Source organism: Halomonas elongata DSM 2581, assembly GCF_000196875.2.
GTDB classification, from domain to species: domain Bacteria; phylum Pseudomonadota; class Gammaproteobacteria; order Pseudomonadales; family Halomonadaceae; genus Halomonas; species Halomonas elongata.
In genome coordinates, this window is the sequence record NC_014532.2 from 968,916 (window position 1) to 983,382 (window position 14,467).

Genomic DNA, 14,467 nt, shown 5'->3' on the forward strand with positions numbered 1-14,467 from the left:
ATGACGGACGTTGACGACGCTCCCTGGCTGACGGTGCTGGGCTGGGGCGAGAGTGGCACGGCGGGGCTGACGCCGGCAAGCCGCGAGGCGCTGGAGACCGCCGAGGTGGTGTTCGGCGCGCGACGTCATCTGCGTCTGCTGCCGGCGCTTTCCGCCGAGGTGCGCGAGTGGCCGGTGCCCTTCGCCGACGGCATTCCCCTGTTGCTGGCCGAGCGTGGCCGTCGGGTGGTGATGCTGGCCTCGGGCGATCCCTTCTGGTTCGGCGCCGGCGCGACCTTCTCGCGCTATCTCGAGGCCGGCGAGTGGCGCGCATTGCCGTCGCCTTCCACCTTCAGCCTGGCGGCATCAACGCTCGGCTGGTCGTTGGAGAGCGTGACTTGCCTGGGCCTGCATGCCCGGCCGCTGACGCGTATCCGGCCTTACCTGCAGCGCGGGTGTCGCCTGCTGGTGCTGCTGCGCGACGGTGCGGCGGTGGCCGAGCTGGTGGGGCTGCTGTCGCGTTTCGGCTTCGGAGCGAGCCGGCTCCATGTGCTGGAGGCGCTGGGCGGTATCGAGGAGCGCGTGCGTGCCCTGCGCGCGGATGCCGCCTTGCCGGCCGATATCACCCATCCGGTGGCGGTGGGCCTCGAGGTCGACGGTAGCGGGCCGGCGCTGCCGCTGACTCCCGGGCGGCCGGACGACTGGTTCGAACACGATGGCCAGATCACCCGGCAGGCGGTCCGCGCCATGACGCTGGCCGCCCTGGCGCCGACCCCGGGCGAGCGGCTGTGGGACATCGGCACCGGCTCGGGTTCAGTCGCCATCGAGTGGCTGCTGGCGCATCCGGACAACCGTGCCCTGGGCCTCGAGCACAATGCGGAAAGGGCGGCTCGGGCGCGCCACAACGCCCGGGAACTCGGTGTCGACTGGCTCGAGGTGGTCGAGGGCGATGCCCTGGAAATGCTGAACGGGAAGACGCCGGAGGATTTGCCGTTGCCCGATGCGGTCTTTATCGGTGGCGGGCTCTCCGAGGCGCTGCTGACCGCACTGTGGCCGCGTTTGCGGTCTGGCACGCGGCTGGTGGCCAATGCGGTGACCCTGGAGTCGGAAGCCTTGCTGAGCCACTGGCAGCGTCACGTCGGCGGCGAACTGGTGCGCCTGGAGCAGGCCACGGCAGCCGCCCTCGGCACGCGTCGCGGCTGGAAGTCCGCCTATCCCATCGTGCAGTGGCGGGTGGTGCGATGAAGGTGGCGGGGTTCGGTTTTCGCCGCTCGGCGACGCTCGCCTCGCTGGCCGAGGCGCTGGACCGACTCTGCAAACGGCATGGCCCGGTCGAGCGGCTGGCGGCGACCGAGCCCATGCACCCGCTGGTGCAGGCACTGGGCGCATCGCGGGGCATCGCGACCCTGAGCGTGGCCGACGTCGACCTGACCTCGGTCGCCACCCTCACCGATTCCCGACACAGCCGTCAGGCCCGCGGTACGGGCAGCGTTGCCGAGGCCGTGGCGCTGCTGGCGGCGGGGCCCGGGGCGAGGTTGCTCGGCCCCCGGCTGATTTCGACGGATCGACGGGCGACCGCCGCGGTGGCGGTGGTGCGTGAGGCGACGACAGGAGATACGACATGACCATTCATTTCATCGGTGCCGGCCCCGGCGCGCCGGATCTGCTGACGCTGCGCGGACGGGATCTCATCGCGGCCTGCCCGGTGTGTCTCTACGCTGGCTCGCTGGTGCCCGAGGCGATCCTCGCGCATTGCCCGGCAGGCGCCCGGGTCGTCAACACCGCACCATTGTCGCTCGACGAGATCATCGACGAGATGGCCCGCGCCGACGCTGCGGGGCAGGATGTGGCCCGGCTGCACTCCGGGGATCTCTCGGTGTGGTCGGCCATGGGCGAGCAGTTGCGCCGGCTGCGCGAGCAGGGCATTGCCTACGCCATCACGCCCGGGGTGCCCGCCTTTGCCGCGGCAGCCGCCACCCTGGGCCAGGAGCTGACGCTGCCGGGCGTGGCGCAATCCGTGGTATTGACCCGCACGCCGGGCCGCGCCAGCGCCATGCCGGACGGCGAGACGCTGGCCAACTTCGCGCGTACCGGCACGACCCTGGCGATCCACCTGTCCATCCATAATCTGGATCATGTGGTGGCGGAGCTGGCGCCTTTCTACGGTGATGACTGTCCGGTGGCCATCGTCTGGCGAGCCAGTTGGCCCGACCAGAAGGTGATCCGCGGGCGGCTGGAGAGCATCGCCGCGCGGCTCGATCCGGCCATGAACCGTACGGCGCTGATCCTGGTCGGGCCGGCGCTGGAAAGCGAAGACTTCGACGACAGTCGTCTCTACGCGATCGGCTATGACCGCCGCTTCCGGCCGCAGTCGGCGGACTCGCCTTTCGCCCATGCGGACGAGCAGCGGGAGACGCCATGATCCATCTCTCGTTGATCGGCATTGGCACCGGCAATCCCGAGCACGTCACCCTGGCCGGCGTTCGCGCGCTACAGGCGGCGGAGCTGATCCTGCTGCCGCGCAAGGGCGAGGCGCGCTCGGACCTGGTCGACCTGCGCCGGTTGCTGTGCCGCAACCTGCTGGACGAGGCCGCGCTATCTCGAGTCGTGGAGTTCGACCTGCCGCGCCGCGACAGGCGCGATGACTACCTGGGCGCGGTGGACGACTGGCATGCGGCGATCGCCGAGACGTGGCGCGAGCAGATTTCGTGCCACCTGCCGCAGGGCGGGAGGGCCGCCATGCTGATCTGGGGCGATCCTTCGCTCTACGACAGCAGCCTGCGCATCGCCGAGCGTCTGGAGCTGCCGGGGCAGGGCGTCGAAGTGGAGGTGGTGTCGGGCATCACCAGCCTGCAGGTGCTGACCGCCGAGCACCGCATCCCCTTGAATGCCCTGGCCGAGCCGGTGCAGATCACCACCGGGCGGCGCCTGCGCGAGCGCGGCTGGCCCGAGGACGCCGCCAGCGTGGCGGTGATGCTGGATGCCGGTGGTGCCTTCCAGGCGCTGGCCCCGGAGGGGTTGCATATCTGGTGGGGTGCCTATCTGGGTATGGACAAGCAATGCCTGATCGACGGCCCGCTGGCCGAGGTGGGGCCGGCCATCGTCGAGCGTCGCGCCGCGCTGCGCGAGCGGCACGGCTGGATCATGGACGTCTATCTGTTGGCACGCACGCCGCTGTTGTCACGAATGCCCGGCTGAAACCATTACACCGACTCATGGAGCCTCCAATGAAGCACGTCGACCCCGAGCGTCATGCGGCGCGCATGGCCCACAAGCAGAAGATCATGAACGAGCGGATCGCTGCCGCCGACAAGGAGCAGGGTGTGCTGCTGGTGCTGACCGGCCCTGGCAAGGGCAAGAGCAGCTCCGGCTTCGGCATGCTCGCCCGTGCCCTGGGCCACGGCATGAAGGTCGGCGTGGTGCAGTTCATCAAGGGCAAGTTCCAGACCGGCGAGGAAGCCTTCTATCGCCAGCAGCCGGGTGTGGACTATCACGTCATGGGCGAGGGCTACACCTGGGACACCCAGGACCGCGAGCGCGATATCCGCGCTGCCGAGGCCGCCTGGGCAGAGGCCCGACGCATGCTCGACGACCCTAGCTATGCACTGGTGCTGCTCGACGAACTCAACATTGCCCTGCGCCATGGCTACCTGGAACTCGACCGGGTGCTCGACGACCTCCAGGCCCGCCCGCCGATGCAGCACGCGGTGGTCACCGGCCGCCATGCCCCCGAGGCACTGATCGAGCTGGCCGACACCGTGACCGAGATGAAGGTGGTCAAGCACGCCTTCAAGGAGCAGGGCATAAAGGCTCAGAAAGGCGTCGAGTTATGATATCCGATCATGCCTTCCCCGAGGTGCAGCGCGAGGGCCTCTACCGGGCCATCTTCGAGCGCCGCGACGTGCGCGCCCAGTTCCGCCCGGAGCCGATCCCGCCCGAGGTGCTGGCACGCCTGCTCGAGGCCGCCCACCACGCGCCCTCGGTGGGTTTCATGCAGCCCTGGGACTTCCTGCTGATCGACGACCGCACGGTGCGCGAGCGCGTGCATGCCATCTTCGAACGCGAGAACGCCAAGGCCGCCGAGGCACATACCGGCGAGCGTGGCGCGCTGTATCGTCGCCTCAAGCTCGAGGGCATCCTCGAGAGCCCGCTCAACCTGTGCATCACCTGCGACCGCAGCCGCGGCGGCGAGCACGTGCTGGGGCGCCAGAGCATCATCGAAACGGACCTGTTCAGCACCTGCCTGGCGGTCCAGAACCTGTGGCTGGCGGCCCGGGCCGAGGGCATCGGCGTGGGCTGGGTCAGTATCCTCGATCAGAATGAACTGACCGAGGTTCTGGGCTTGCCGGAGAATGTCTACCCGCTCGCCTACCTGTGCCTGGGCTATGTGGACGACTTCCACGACCAGCCCGAGCTGGCCCGGGCCGGCTGGCGCCAGCGTCTGCCGCTCGCCGAGCGGGTACACGGCAACGGCTGGGGCGCAGTGGCGGAAGAGCCGGCGCTGTTCGAGGCGCTCGCGTCCCGGGAGGGCGAGTGATGAAGACACTGATGATCCAGGGCACTACCTCGGATGCCGGCAAGAGCACCATCGTCGCCGGGCTGTGTCGCGCCCTGGCCCGGCGCGGCGTCTCGGTGGCGCCTTTCAAGCCGCAGAACATGGCACTCAACAGCGCGGTGACACCCGACGGCGGCGAGATAGGGCGTTCCACGGCCCTGCAGGCGCTGGCCTGTGGCCTGGCGCCGCATTGCGACATGAACCCCGTGCTGCTCAAGCCCGAGACCGATCGCGGCGCTCAGGTGATTCTCGACGGTCGTGTCCATGGGCATATGGATGCCCTGGATTATCACGCCTTCAAGCGCCAGGCCCGGGAAACAGTGCTGGCTGCCTGGGAGCGTCTTTCGGGCCGTTTCGATGCGGTGATCGTCGAGGGGGCGGGGAGTCCCGCCGAGATCAATCTGCGCCAGAACGACATCGCCAACATGGGCTTCGCCGAGGCAGTCGATTGTCCGGTACTGCTGGCCGCCGATATCGACCGGGGCGGAGTCTTCGCCCAACTGGTGGGTACGCTCGAGCTGCTCAGCGACAGCGAGCGGGCCCGGACCCGGGGCTTTGTCATCAATCGTTTTCGCGGCGATCTCGCGCTGCTCGAGCCGGGACTGGAGTGGCTCACCGGCCACTCCGGCAAGCCGGTATTCGGCGTGTTGCCTCATCTGAACGGACTGCTGCTGGACGCCGAGGATGGTCTGGGACTCACCGAGAGCGCCGCCGAGGCTCCAGGGTTGAAGGTGGTGGTGCCGGCGTTGCCGCGGATCAGCAATCATACCGACCTGGACGCGCTGCGCCTGCATCCGCGAGTCGAGTTGACGCTGGTAGGGCCGGGGCAGGCCATTCCACCCGCCGACGTCATCCTGCTGCCCGGCAGCAAGAGCACCGTCAGCGACCTGGCCTGGTTGCGCCGTGAAGGATGGGAGATGGCGATTCAGCGCCATCTGCGCTACGGCGGCCGGGTGCTGGGCATCTGCGGCGGTTTCCAGATGCTCGGTGAGGCGATCGAAGATCCGCAGGGCGTCGAGGGCGAGGCCGGCACGACGCCGGGGCTCGGCCTGCTGCCGATGCGCACCCGCATGGTGGCCGGCAAACAGTTGCGCAACGTGCGGGGAACATTGGCCGGCGGGAAGATCGCAGTGTCCGGCTACGAGATTCACAATGGCGTCAGTGAGGGACCGGCGCTGGCGCGGCCGCTGATCGACCTCGACGACGGGCCGGATGGTGCGATCAGCGACGATGGCCAGGTGCTCGGCACCTACCTGCACGGGCTGTTCGATGAGGCATCGGCCTGTACGGCATTGCTCGAGCGGCTCGGCCTGCGAGTCGAGGGGGCGGTGGATCTTCGCGTTCACCGCGAGCAGCAGCTCGATCGTCTGGCGGATGCCATCGAGGAGCATCTGGATATGGCGGCTATCGTGAAACTCTTCGACGTGTAGGCTTGGCTATGGTGAGAAGAATGCCATGGTCAGCGGGAGGATGGGGATGCTCGGATATCTCGGCAAATGGTTGAGCCATTACCTGAGTCAGCCCTTGCCCGGTGCACGGTCGCTGACGCCCGTGAATCTCGAGCAGTTGGCGGCCTGTATCGCGCCGGGCGATGTTCTGCTGGTCGAGGGCAATACCCGGATCAGCACGGCGATCAAGTACCTGACGCAATCGACCTGGTCACATGCCGCCCTCTATGTGGGCGAGGCCTACGCCCAGGCGGGAGGTGGCGAACACGGCCTGATCGAGGTCGATATCCGCGAAGGCGTGCGCCGTATCGGCCTGGACGACTTCGCCGGGCAGCACTGCCGCATCTGTCGGCCGGTAGGACTGAACGATGAGGACAGACAGGCGGTGATCGATCACGCGGGGCAGCGCCTGGGGTATCGTTACGACATGCGCAACATCGTCGACCTGGCGCGCTATCTGCTGCCGGAGCCGCCGGTGCCGATGCGCTGGCGGCGCCGTATGCTGGCCTTCGGTAGCGGCGATCCGACCCGGGCGATCTGTTCCACCCTGATCGCCCAGGCCTTCCAGTCGATTCGCTATCCGATCCTGCCGCGAGTCGCGCCGGCCCAGTCGCTGGATCCCGGTTGCTGGGGCTGCGAGATCGAAGTGCTCTATCCCAGGCATTTCTCCCACTTCGTGCCGCGTGACTTCGATGTGTCGCCTTACTTCCAGGTCATCAAGCCGACCCTGGACGCGCACTTCGACTACCGTCGGCTGATCTGGGGGGATACGCAGGTCACGCCGGATGATGGGCTCGATGCACCGCAAAACGCGAAGGATCGTCACTGATCACGCCATGCACGCCCCACTCCCAGCGCGTGGCGAAGGCTGCCGGGTCGTTGGCCGTGTAACACAGCAGCGCATGGCCGGACTGGACGATGTCATGGGCGCGAGGCGCGCGCAGGCGGCGCCAGTCGGCGTGCACGCTGTAGGCATCGATGGCGGCACAGCGGGCGGCCCAGTCGCGGGGTACCCGTTCGAACAGCGCCCCCAGGGGAAGACGCTCGGCGGGCGCCTGGCGCCGTGCGTGGGCCAGGGCGCTGGCATTGAAGGACGAGACGATCAGCCGCTCGGCGGGCAGGGCCTCGAGCAGTGGTGGCAGGGCACGCTCGACCAGAGTCTCGGGATCGCGGCCACGGTTGACCTTGAGTTCCAGGTTGAGGCCCAGCGCCAGTTCGTCGATCAGCGTCAGCATGCGTTCCAGGGTCGCCATGGGCTCGCCGGCGAACTCAGCGGCGAACCAGCCACCGGCGTCGAGTTGCCCGGCCCGGGCGATGTCCAGGTCGACCAGTCGGCCGCGCCCGTTGCTGCAGCGGCTGACATCCCGGTCGTGCCAGATCACCGGAGTACCGTCACCGAGCAGTTGCACGTCCAGCTCGACCCAGTGGCAACCGGCCTCATGGGCCGCGCGCACGGCGGCCAGGGTGTTTTCCGGCGCCCGGGCGGAGAGGCCGCGATGAGCGATCAGGCGAGGTGGGGCGAGTGGCTGCTGGGGCATGAGTGGATGTCCTTGTCATCGAGTCGTCGACCGGTGTCGAGGTCGAAGAGGTGCAGGCGGCTGGCGTCGGGCCGCAGGTACAGCGTATCGCCTTCGGCCACCGGCTGGACACCGTCGAGGCGTGCCACCAGCGGTTCCTCCTGACCGTCGAGTCTGACGTGAGCGAGGGTATCGGCGCCCAGTGGCTCGACCAGCTCGACCCGAGTGGTCAGGGTCGTATCGTCGGCCTCGCTGACCCGTGAGAGATGCTCGGGACGAATGCCCAGGCACACGGCGTCATCGTGGACTTCATGCGATGTCGCGATGCGTGTGCCGCAGGGCAGCGCCAGGGCGCCATCGGCCCGGCGGGCGTCGAGGAAGTTCATCGCCGGCGAACCGATGAAGCCTGCCACGAAGCGACTGGCGGGACGTTCGTAGAGATGCATCGGCGTGCCCACCTGTTCGATATGCCCGCCGTTCATCACCACCAGGCGATCGGCCAGGGTCATGGCCTCGACCTGGTCGTGGGTGACGTAGACGGCCGTGACGCCCAGGCGTTTCTGGAGGCGGCGGATCTCGATGCGCATCTGCACGCGCAACTTGGCGTCGAGGTTGGAGAGCGGCTCGTCGAACAGGAACACCTTGGGTTCGCGCACGATGGCGCGGCCCATGGCCACGCGCTGGCGCTGGCCGCCGGAGAGCTGGCGGGGACGCCGGTCGAGCAATGCCTCGAGGCCGATCAGCCGTGCGGTTTCCTCGACTTTCCGTCGGCGCTCGGCCTTGGGCACGCCGCGGTTCTTCAGGGCATAGCCCATGTTGTCGGCCACGCTCATGTGCGGGTAGAGGGCGTAATTCTGGAACACCATGGCGATATCACGCTCGGCGGGCTCCAGGTCGTTGACGCGCCGGCCGTCGATGGCGAGCTCGCCACCGCTGATCGATTCCAGGCCGGCGAGCATGCGCAGCAGGGTGGATTTGCCGCATCCCGAAGGGCCGACCACCACGATCAGCTCACCGTCGTTGATCGCCAGGTCGATGCCGTGCAGGGCTTTGAAGCCATTGGGATAGGTCTTGCTCAGGGCGTCCAGACTCAGGGTTGCCATGGGAGATTCAATCCATTCAGTGAAGCGGTCATTTCTCGGCGTCGACCAGCCCTTTAACGAAGTAGCGCTGCATCAGCACGATCACCGCGACCGGCGGCAGCATGGCCAGCAGGGCGGTGGCCATGACGGCTTGCCAGGGCACCAGGTTGTCGGCCGAGGAAAGCAGGCGCTTGAGGCTGACCACGATCGTCATGTAATCCGACTCGGTGGTGATCAGTAGCGGCCAGAGATACTGGTTCCAGCCGTAGAGGAACATGATCACGAACAGCGCAGCGATGTTGGTCGTCGACAGCGGCAGCAGGATGTCCTTGAGAAAGCGCCAGGGACCGGCGCCGTCGACCCGCGCTGCCTCGAGCAGCTCCGGCGGCACGGTGAGGTAGAACTGGCGGAACAGGAAGGTCGCGGTGGCGCTGGCGATCAGCGGCAGGATCAACCCAGCATAGGAATTCAGCAGGTTGAGGTCGGCCGCTATCTTGTAGGTGGGCATGATGCGCACCTCCACCGGCAGCATCAGGGTGATGAAGATCAACCAGAAGCACAGCCGGCGCAGGGGAAAGCGGAAGAAGACGATGGCGTAGGCGGCCAGAATGGCGATGAGGATCTTGCCGCAGGCGATGCCCAGTGCCATGACCGTGGAGTTGAGCAGCAGCCGGGTCACATCGGTACCCAGCCGGGACACCGGCTCGCTGAGCACGCTGCGGAAGTTGTCGAGGCCCTGATCGCCGAACCACAGCGGCGCGGTGCCGGTGTACAGCGAGGCCTGGTCGTGGGTGGCGGCGGTGAAGGCCAGCCACACCGGCAGGCAGAAGGCGAGCAGGGCCAGGATCAGCACGGCATGGCTGGCGATGTCGAGGCCGGGACGGCGGTAGCGCATCGTCGATGTTCTCCGGAATCAGTACTGTACCTTGCGTTCGAGATAGCGGAACTGCAGCAGGGTCAGCAGGCCCACCAGCAGCATCAGCAGTACCGACTGGGCGGCGCTTGAACCCAGGTCGTAGCCGACGAAGCCATCCTCGAAAACCTTGTAGACGAGCGTTCGCGTGGCGCCGCCGGGACCGCCGGCGGTGGTGGCGTCGATGGTGCCGAAGGTCTCGAAGAAGGCGTAGACGCTGTTCATCACCAGCAAAAAGAAGCTGGTCGGCGACAGCAAGGGAAAGGTGATGGTCCAGAAGCGTCGCCAGGGGCCGGCGCCGTCGATGGCCGCCGCCTCCAGCAGGCTTCTCGGGATGGCCTGCAACCCGGCCAGGAAGAACACGAAGTTGTAGCTCATCTGCTTCCAGACCGAGGCCATCACCACCAGGGTCATGGCCTGGCCGCCGTTGAGCTGGTGATTCCAGTCGATACCGAGCGTGCCGAGCCAAGCGCTGACCAGGCCGAGCTCGGGGTCGAGCATGAACATCCACAGCACGCCGGCTACCGCCGGCGCCACGGCATAAGGCCAGATCAACAGCGTCTTGTAGGCGTGGGCACCCTTGATCACCCGGTCGGCGAGCACCGCCAGCAACAGCGCGAGCGCCATGGCGCCGAGCGCCACGCCGATGCTGAAGGCGACGGTGATGCCGAGCGCCCGGTAATACTCCGCCGAGGCGAGTACGCGAGTGAAGTTCTCGAAGGCGACGAAGGTGCGGCCGAGGCCGAAGGGATCTTCGACGTAGAAAGCCTGGAGCACGGCCTGGGCGGCCGGCCAGAAGAAAAAGACTGCAACGATGGCCAACTGTGGGGCCAGCAGTATCCAGGGTGTGAGGCGGTGACGTTGGAAAGTCGCCATGGTCATCCGTCGTGGCTATCAAGAAAGGGCCGGAACGCCCGGGGCGTTCCGGCGAGGGTGCGCTTGCTTCAGCCGTTGGCTTGCTGGAAGCGTTCCAGCAACTCGTTGCTCTGCTGCACGGCTTCGTCCATGCCTTCCTGGACGCCGACATCGCCGTTGAAGATCTTCTCCAACTGCTCCTCGACCACGTCACGGATCTGCGGCATGTTGCCCAGACGCACTCCCTTGGAGTTGGGCGTGGGGGTGACGCCGGTCATCTGCTCGATGGACACGGCGCTGCCGGGGTTGTCTGCGTAGAAGCCCTGCTCCTGGCCGAGTTCGTAGGCGGCCTCGGTGATCGGCAGGTAACCCGAGAACTGGTGCCAGTCGGCCTGGACCTCGGCGGAGGAGAGGTAGTCGAAGAATTCGGCGACGCCCTGGTAGACCTCGTCGCTATGTCCCGCCAGGGCCCACAGCGAGGCACCACCGATGATGCTGTTCTGCGGTGTGTCGATCAGTTCGCTCGAGTAGGGCAACGGTGCCACGGAGAATTCGAAATCCTCGGCGTTGGCGCGCACGCCCGCCAGCGAAGCGGAGGAGGCCATCAGCATGGCGCATCGGCCGGTGTAGAAGGCCGGTGCGGCCTCGTCGAAGCGACCGCGGTAATCGAAACGGCCGTCCTGCTGCCAGTCGGTCAGGCGCTGGATGTGGTCGACGACGGCGGTCTCGTTGATAGTCAGCCGGGCGTCCAGGCCGCCGAAGCCGTTCTCTTCGGTGGCGAAGGGCAGGTCATGGCGTGCGGAAAAGTTCTCGAGCTGGATCCAGGAGGGCCAGGTGGTGGTCATGCCGCATTCGGCGGCGCCGGAGTCGACGATCTGGCCGAGGGTTTCGCCGAGACCTTCCCAGGTGGCCGGTACCTCGTCCACGCCGGCCTCGGCGAGGATGTCGCGATTGACGTAGACCACCGGCGTCGAGGAGTTGAACGGCATGGAAAGCATCTGGCCGTCGCTGGTGGTGTAGTAGCCGGTCACGGCAGGCAGGAAGGCATCCGGATCGAAATCGAGGCCCGATTCGGCCATCAACTCGTGTACCGGCACGATGGCGCCCTCGGCATTCATCATGGTGGCGGTGCCGACCTCGTAGATCTGCACGATGGCCGGTGCCTCATTGGCACGGAAGGCGGCGATGGCGCTGGTCATGGTTTCTGAGTAGTTGCCACGGAACGAGGGCTTGACGACGTAGTCGTCCTGGGTCTCGTTGAAGTTCGCGGCGATCTCGTCGACCTTGTTGCCCAGCTCGCCGCCCATGGCGTGCCACCAGGCGATCTCGGTGGCGCCCTGGGCGGAAAGCGACAGGCCGGCGGCGGCCATTCCGAGGGTCAGTGCTCCTGCGTGGATACGCGACATCGTTGTCTCCTTGTCGGGTCGAGTCTTGCATCGAGGAAGCCCGAGCCTGCAACGGCCTGGGCAATCGGGCCTTGGCACATTAGGTCATGGCGATGACAACTCCATGAAAGCTAGATCACGCTGTCGAGGGGCGCCATGCTGCGGGGGCGAAGGAGAAAAGATAAGACGGAAAAGCCGCTCTATGCCGGGTTATCGCGGTTGAACCTGTTGCGGGGCGCCGGGGACAAGCCGAAGAGGAGGTCCGACGCCACGGAAGGCGTCGGTAGCGTACAGGGAGGTATTTACAGCGCCTCCTCGTAGGCTTGTCGACGGATCAGCCCCGGGCAGATATCACTATCGGTGTTATGCCGGGAAGAGGGAGCCCGGTGGGTGAATATGATAGGCTGCGCGGCTCATATCGAGGCGTGTGAAGGACGAGGAAGATTCGATGAGAGTGGTGCATGTCAAGAACGAGGCCCAGCGCGAGGCGTGCCTGGCACGGCTGTGCGCCGAGGTCTATGGCCATCAGGCCGGTATCGCGCCGCTGGCGACCTTTGCCGGTGTGCTGGGGATTCTGATCAAGCAGGAAGCGGCCCGGGTGCTGGCGCTGGTCGATGACGATGCGCAGCCGGTGGCGTTGGCGCTGCTGGCGCTGGACGAGAACGGGGAAGGCATGAATGTGATGCAGCTCGCCTCGCTGACCGAGGACGGAACGACCGACCCGGCAGTACGCCTGGTATCCGAACTGGCCTTGCGTGCGCCCCTGCGTGTGGATGCCGTGAGCGAGGCGCAACGGCAGCGCTTCGAGGCCGCCGGCATCAAGCGCTGGTTCGATGGCAAGAGCGGCGTGCACATCGGGCTCGGCCCCAAGCATCCCGCCTCGGGACTCGACGACCTGCCGCGCACGCTGACGGTGGACGAAAACGCGGTGGCACAATCCTTCAAGCGCGACCGGGACGCCTTCGAGGACTACAAGCGTCGCTTCATTCGTGGGCTGGAGTCGTTTCCCACTTCTCTATGATGTCAGGCCGAACAAGGCGATGCCCGGACAAGCCGGGCATCGCGGTCTACCTTCACGAAAGGGAAGTTACTCCTCGGTGACGGTGAAGGTGCCTTGCATGGCGGCGAAGTGGCCGGGGAAGGAGCAGAAGAAGGTCAGGTCGCGGCCTGCCAGCCCTTCGGTGGAAAACTCGATGCTGGTGCTTTCGCCGCCGCCGATGACCTCGGTGTTGGCGATGACGCGGTCGTCGTCGGCCGGCAGGTAGTCATTTTCCAGTCCGGCCTTCATGCCTTCCTGGGACAGGGCCTGGGCATCCTCGGTGGAGGAGAGCACCCAGTTGTGGCCCATCACGTTGGCCTTCATCGAGCCGGTGTGCTCCAGGGTCAGCGTGACCGTCTCGCAGCTGGCGGGTACGCTCAGCGAGTCGGTATCGAACTGCATCTGATCGTTGCTCTTGACGGTCAGCTCGCAGGCCTCGTCGTCGGCGGCAAAGGTCGGGGCGCTGGTCAGGGCGGCCGCGAGGCCGACGGCGGTCAACATCCAGGTGATTTTCATGATGACGCTCCTGTTGGGTGTGTCGTCAATGAGGTTGTATTTCTGTATACACAACGCTCATTCTTTTGTAGCCAATTGGATCTGTCAAGCGACTTCGGACTGCATGCCAGCAACGCTCGACTTGACCCGCTGCCAGCATAACGCTTGACTGGGTCTCCCGTTCATTAGCGGCATAAGGAATGCGTCCCATGGCCAAGCGTATCGAATTTTCCCGTACCGGTGGCCCGGAGGTGCTCGAGTTCGTCGATGCCTCTCCGGTCGAGCCGCAAGCCGGTGAAGTGCGAATCCGTCATCAGGCTGTCGGCCTGAACTTCATCGATATCTATTTTAGAACCGGTCTCTATCCTGTGCCTTCCCTGCCCTCAGGCCTGGGCACCGAGGGGGCCGGGACCGTCGAGGCCGTGGGCGATGGCGTCGACCATCTGGCGGTGGGAGACCGGGTGGCCTATGCCCAGGGGCCTCTCGGCGCCTATGCCGAGCAGCACGTCGTGCCGGCCGACAAGGTCGTGGTACTTCCCGACGGGGTCGATTGCGAGACCGCGGCGGCGTCGATGCTCAAGGGGCTGACCGTGCAGTATCTGCTGCGCCAGACCTACCGGCTCGAGGGCGTCGAGACCATTCTCTTCCATGCGGCCGCCGGCGGCGTGGGCTCGATTGCCTGTCAGTGGGCCAGGGCGCTCGGCGTGAAGCTGATCGGCACGGTCAGTTCGCCCGAGAAGGCGGCTCTGGCCAGGGACAATGGGGCCTGGGCGACTATCGACTATACCCGTGAGGATGTCGTCGAGCGGGTGCGCGAGCTGACCGGTGGCGAGATGTGCGACGTGGTCTACGACTCGGTCGGCAAGGATACCTGGGAGACCTCGCTGGATTGCCTGAAGAAGCGCGGCCTGATGGTCAGCTTCGGCAATGCTTCGGGGCCGGTCGAGGGCGTCAACATCGGTATCCTCAACCAGAAGGGGGCGCTCTACGTGACGCGGCCGAGCCTCAACGGCTATGCCGATACGCGCGAGCGCCTGGAAAGCATGTGCGCCGACCTGTTCGCCATGCTGGAGAGCGGCGAGGTGAAGATCGACATCGCCCAGCGTTTCCCGCTCGCCGAGGCGGGCAAGGCCCAGGAGGCGCTGGCCGGACGCCAGACCACCGGTTCCACCATCCTGTTGCCCTGACGCGCCGAGCGT

Annotated in this window: 16 protein-coding genes; 10 read left to right on the forward strand and 6 right to left on the reverse strand. The window is 66.6% G+C overall.

What is annotated here, in order from left to right; translation table 11 throughout:
• The 8 genes from HELO_RS04500 to HELO_RS04535 are packed head-to-tail and all read left to right on the forward strand — an operon-like array spanning window position 1 to window position 6,811.
• The gene (locus HELO_RS04500; protein ID WP_041601911.1) at window positions 1–1,224 is read left to right on the forward strand and encodes a bifunctional cobalt-precorrin-7 (C(5))-methyltransferase/cobalt-precorrin-6B (C(15))-methyltransferase; all 1,224 of its coding nucleotides are present in this window, start codon (window positions 1–3) and stop codon (window positions 1,222–1,224) included.
• On the forward strand, window positions 1,221–1,604 hold the full coding sequence (locus HELO_RS04505) for a cobalamin biosynthesis protein (RefSeq protein ID WP_013331595.1): 384 nt from the start codon (window positions 1,221–1,223) through the stop codon (window positions 1,602–1,604). The genes HELO_RS04500 and HELO_RS04505 overlap by 4 nt, the downstream gene beginning before the upstream one ends.
• A complete protein-coding gene (cobM, locus tag HELO_RS04510) occupies window positions 1,601–2,401 on the forward strand; it encodes a precorrin-4 C(11)-methyltransferase (protein ID WP_013331596.1) in 801 nt (266 codons plus the stop codon). Before HELO_RS04505 ends, cobM begins: the two co-directional genes overlap by 4 nt.
• Entirely contained in the window at window positions 2,398–3,177 is a 780-nt protein-coding gene (cobF, locus tag HELO_RS04515; protein WP_013331597.1) for a precorrin-6A synthase (deacetylating), read from the forward strand. The genes cobM and cobF overlap by 4 nt, the downstream gene beginning before the upstream one ends.
• Window positions 3,178–3,206: 29 nt before the next feature.
• Window positions 3,207–3,812 (forward strand): cob(I)yrinic acid a,c-diamide adenosyltransferase, encoded by a 606-nt coding sequence (gene cobO / locus HELO_RS04520; RefSeq protein ID WP_013331598.1) that lies wholly within the window; start codon window positions 3,207–3,209, stop codon window positions 3,810–3,812.
• Window positions 3,809–4,516 carry a 5,6-dimethylbenzimidazole synthase gene (gene bluB, locus HELO_RS04525; RefSeq protein WP_013331599.1) on the forward strand — a complete coding sequence of 236 codons (708 nt, stop codon included), beginning with the start codon at window positions 3,809–3,811 and terminating at the stop codon, window positions 4,514–4,516. The genes cobO and bluB overlap by 4 nt, the downstream gene beginning before the upstream one ends.
• Window positions 4,516–5,964, forward strand: a complete 1,449-nt coding sequence (locus tag HELO_RS04530) for a cobyric acid synthase (protein ID WP_013331600.1) — start codon at window positions 4,516–4,518, stop codon at window positions 5,962–5,964. Before bluB ends, HELO_RS04530 begins: the two co-directional genes overlap by 1 nt.
• A 46-nt stretch (window positions 5,965–6,010) precedes the next feature.
• On the forward strand, window positions 6,011–6,811 hold the full coding sequence (locus HELO_RS04535; protein WP_013331601.1) for a YiiX/YebB-like N1pC/P60 family cysteine hydrolase: 801 nt from the start codon (window positions 6,011–6,013) through the stop codon (window positions 6,809–6,811).
• Here the strand turns inward: HELO_RS04535 and HELO_RS04540 are convergent.
• The 5 genes from HELO_RS04540 to ugpB form a co-directional block, all read right to left on the reverse strand.
• Window positions 6,759–7,520 carry a glycerophosphoryl diester phosphodiesterase gene (locus tag HELO_RS04540; RefSeq protein ID WP_013331602.1) on the reverse strand — a complete coding sequence of 254 codons (762 nt, stop codon included), beginning with the start codon at window positions 7,518–7,520 and terminating at the stop codon, window positions 6,759–6,761. The genes HELO_RS04535 and HELO_RS04540 overlap by 53 nt on opposite strands.
• Window positions 7,487–8,602, reverse strand: a complete 1,116-nt coding sequence (locus HELO_RS04545) for a sn-glycerol-3-phosphate import ATP-binding protein UgpC (protein WP_013331603.1) — start codon at window positions 8,600–8,602, stop codon at window positions 7,487–7,489. Before HELO_RS04545 ends, HELO_RS04540 begins: the two co-directional genes overlap by 34 nt.
• 28 nt (window positions 8,603–8,630) lie before the next feature.
• Complete coding sequence (gene ugpE / locus HELO_RS04550; RefSeq protein WP_013331604.1) at window positions 8,631–9,476, reverse strand: sn-glycerol-3-phosphate ABC transporter permease UgpE; 846 nt, start codon at window positions 9,474–9,476, stop codon at window positions 8,631–8,633.
• Window positions 9,477–9,494: 18 nt separating this feature from the next.
• The gene (gene ugpA / locus HELO_RS04555) at window positions 9,495–10,370 is read right to left on the reverse strand and encodes a sn-glycerol-3-phosphate ABC transporter permease UgpA (protein WP_109637607.1); all 876 of its coding nucleotides are present in this window, start codon (window positions 10,368–10,370) and stop codon (window positions 9,495–9,497) included.
• 68 nt (window positions 10,371–10,438) lie between these two features.
• Window positions 10,439–11,755 carry a sn-glycerol-3-phosphate ABC transporter substrate-binding protein UgpB gene (gene ugpB, locus HELO_RS04560; RefSeq protein ID WP_013331606.1) on the reverse strand — a complete coding sequence of 439 codons (1,317 nt, stop codon included), beginning with the start codon at window positions 11,753–11,755 and terminating at the stop codon, window positions 10,439–10,441.
• A 427-nt stretch (window positions 11,756–12,182) separates the two neighbouring features.
• On the opposite strand from ugpB, the gene HELO_RS04565 reads away from it, so the two are divergent.
• The gene (locus HELO_RS04565) at window positions 12,183–12,755 is read left to right on the forward strand and encodes a hypothetical protein (RefSeq protein ID WP_013331607.1); all 573 of its coding nucleotides are present in this window, start codon (window positions 12,183–12,185) and stop codon (window positions 12,753–12,755) included.
• A 66-nt stretch (window positions 12,756–12,821) separates the two neighbouring features.
• On the opposite strand, the gene azu is transcribed toward HELO_RS04565, so the two are convergent.
• On the reverse strand, window positions 12,822–13,289 hold the full coding sequence (azu, locus tag HELO_RS04570; RefSeq protein ID WP_013331608.1) for an azurin: 468 nt from the start codon (window positions 13,287–13,289) through the stop codon (window positions 12,822–12,824).
• A 188-nt stretch (window positions 13,290–13,477) separates the two neighbouring features.
• On the opposite strand from azu, the gene HELO_RS04575 reads away from it, so the two are divergent.
• On the forward strand, window positions 13,478–14,455 hold the full coding sequence (locus HELO_RS04575; RefSeq protein WP_013331609.1) for an NADPH:quinone reductase: 978 nt from the start codon (window positions 13,478–13,480) through the stop codon (window positions 14,453–14,455).
• Window positions 14,456–14,467: the final 12 nt, after the last annotated feature.

What these genes read in the sequence shown, in the direction of transcription:
- HELO_RS04500 (WP_041601911.1), top strand. Translation starts at nt 1, where the DNA reads ATGACGGACGTTGACGACGCTCCCTGGCTGACGGTGCTGGGCTGGGGC.
- HELO_RS04505 (WP_013331595.1), top strand. Translation starts at nt 1,221, where the DNA reads ATGAAGGTGGCGGGGTTCGGTTTTCGCCGCTCGGCGACGCTCGCCTCG.
- cobM (WP_013331596.1), top strand. Translation starts at nt 1,601, where the DNA reads ATGACCATTCATTTCATCGGTGCCGGCCCCGGCGCGCCGGATCTGCTG.
- cobF (WP_013331597.1), top strand. Translation starts at nt 2,398, where the DNA reads ATGATCCATCTCTCGTTGATCGGCATTGGCACCGGCAATCCCGAGCAC.
- cobO (WP_013331598.1), top strand. Translation starts at nt 3,207, where the DNA reads ATGAAGCACGTCGACCCCGAGCGTCATGCGGCGCGCATGGCCCACAAG.
- bluB (WP_013331599.1), top strand. Translation starts at nt 3,809, where the DNA reads ATGATATCCGATCATGCCTTCCCCGAGGTGCAGCGCGAGGGCCTCTAC.
- HELO_RS04530 (WP_013331600.1), top strand. Translation starts at nt 4,516, where the DNA reads ATGAAGACACTGATGATCCAGGGCACTACCTCGGATGCCGGCAAGAGC.
- HELO_RS04535 (WP_013331601.1), top strand. Translation starts at nt 6,011, where the DNA reads ATGCTCGGATATCTCGGCAAATGGTTGAGCCATTACCTGAGTCAGCCC.
- HELO_RS04540 (WP_013331602.1), bottom strand. Translation starts at nt 7,520, where the DNA reads ATGCCCCAGCAGCCACTCGCCCCACCTCGCCTGATCGCTCATCGCGGC.
- HELO_RS04545 (WP_013331603.1), bottom strand. Translation starts at nt 8,602, where the DNA reads ATGGCAACCCTGAGTCTGGACGCCCTGAGCAAGACCTATCCCAATGGC.
- ugpE (WP_013331604.1), bottom strand. Translation starts at nt 9,476, where the DNA reads ATGCGCTACCGCCGTCCCGGCCTCGACATCGCCAGCCATGCCGTGCTG.
- ugpA (WP_109637607.1), bottom strand. Translation starts at nt 10,370, where the DNA reads ATGGCGACTTTCCAACGTCACCGCCTCACACCCTGGATACTGCTGGCC.
- ugpB (WP_013331606.1), bottom strand. Translation starts at nt 11,755, where the DNA reads ATGTCGCGTATCCACGCAGGAGCACTGACCCTCGGAATGGCCGCCGCC.
- HELO_RS04565 (WP_013331607.1), top strand. Translation starts at nt 12,183, where the DNA reads ATGAGAGTGGTGCATGTCAAGAACGAGGCCCAGCGCGAGGCGTGCCTG.
- azu (WP_013331608.1), bottom strand. Translation starts at nt 13,289, where the DNA reads ATGAAAATCACCTGGATGTTGACCGCCGTCGGCCTCGCGGCCGCCCTG.
- HELO_RS04575 (WP_013331609.1), top strand. Translation starts at nt 13,478, where the DNA reads ATGGCCAAGCGTATCGAATTTTCCCGTACCGGTGGCCCGGAGGTGCTC.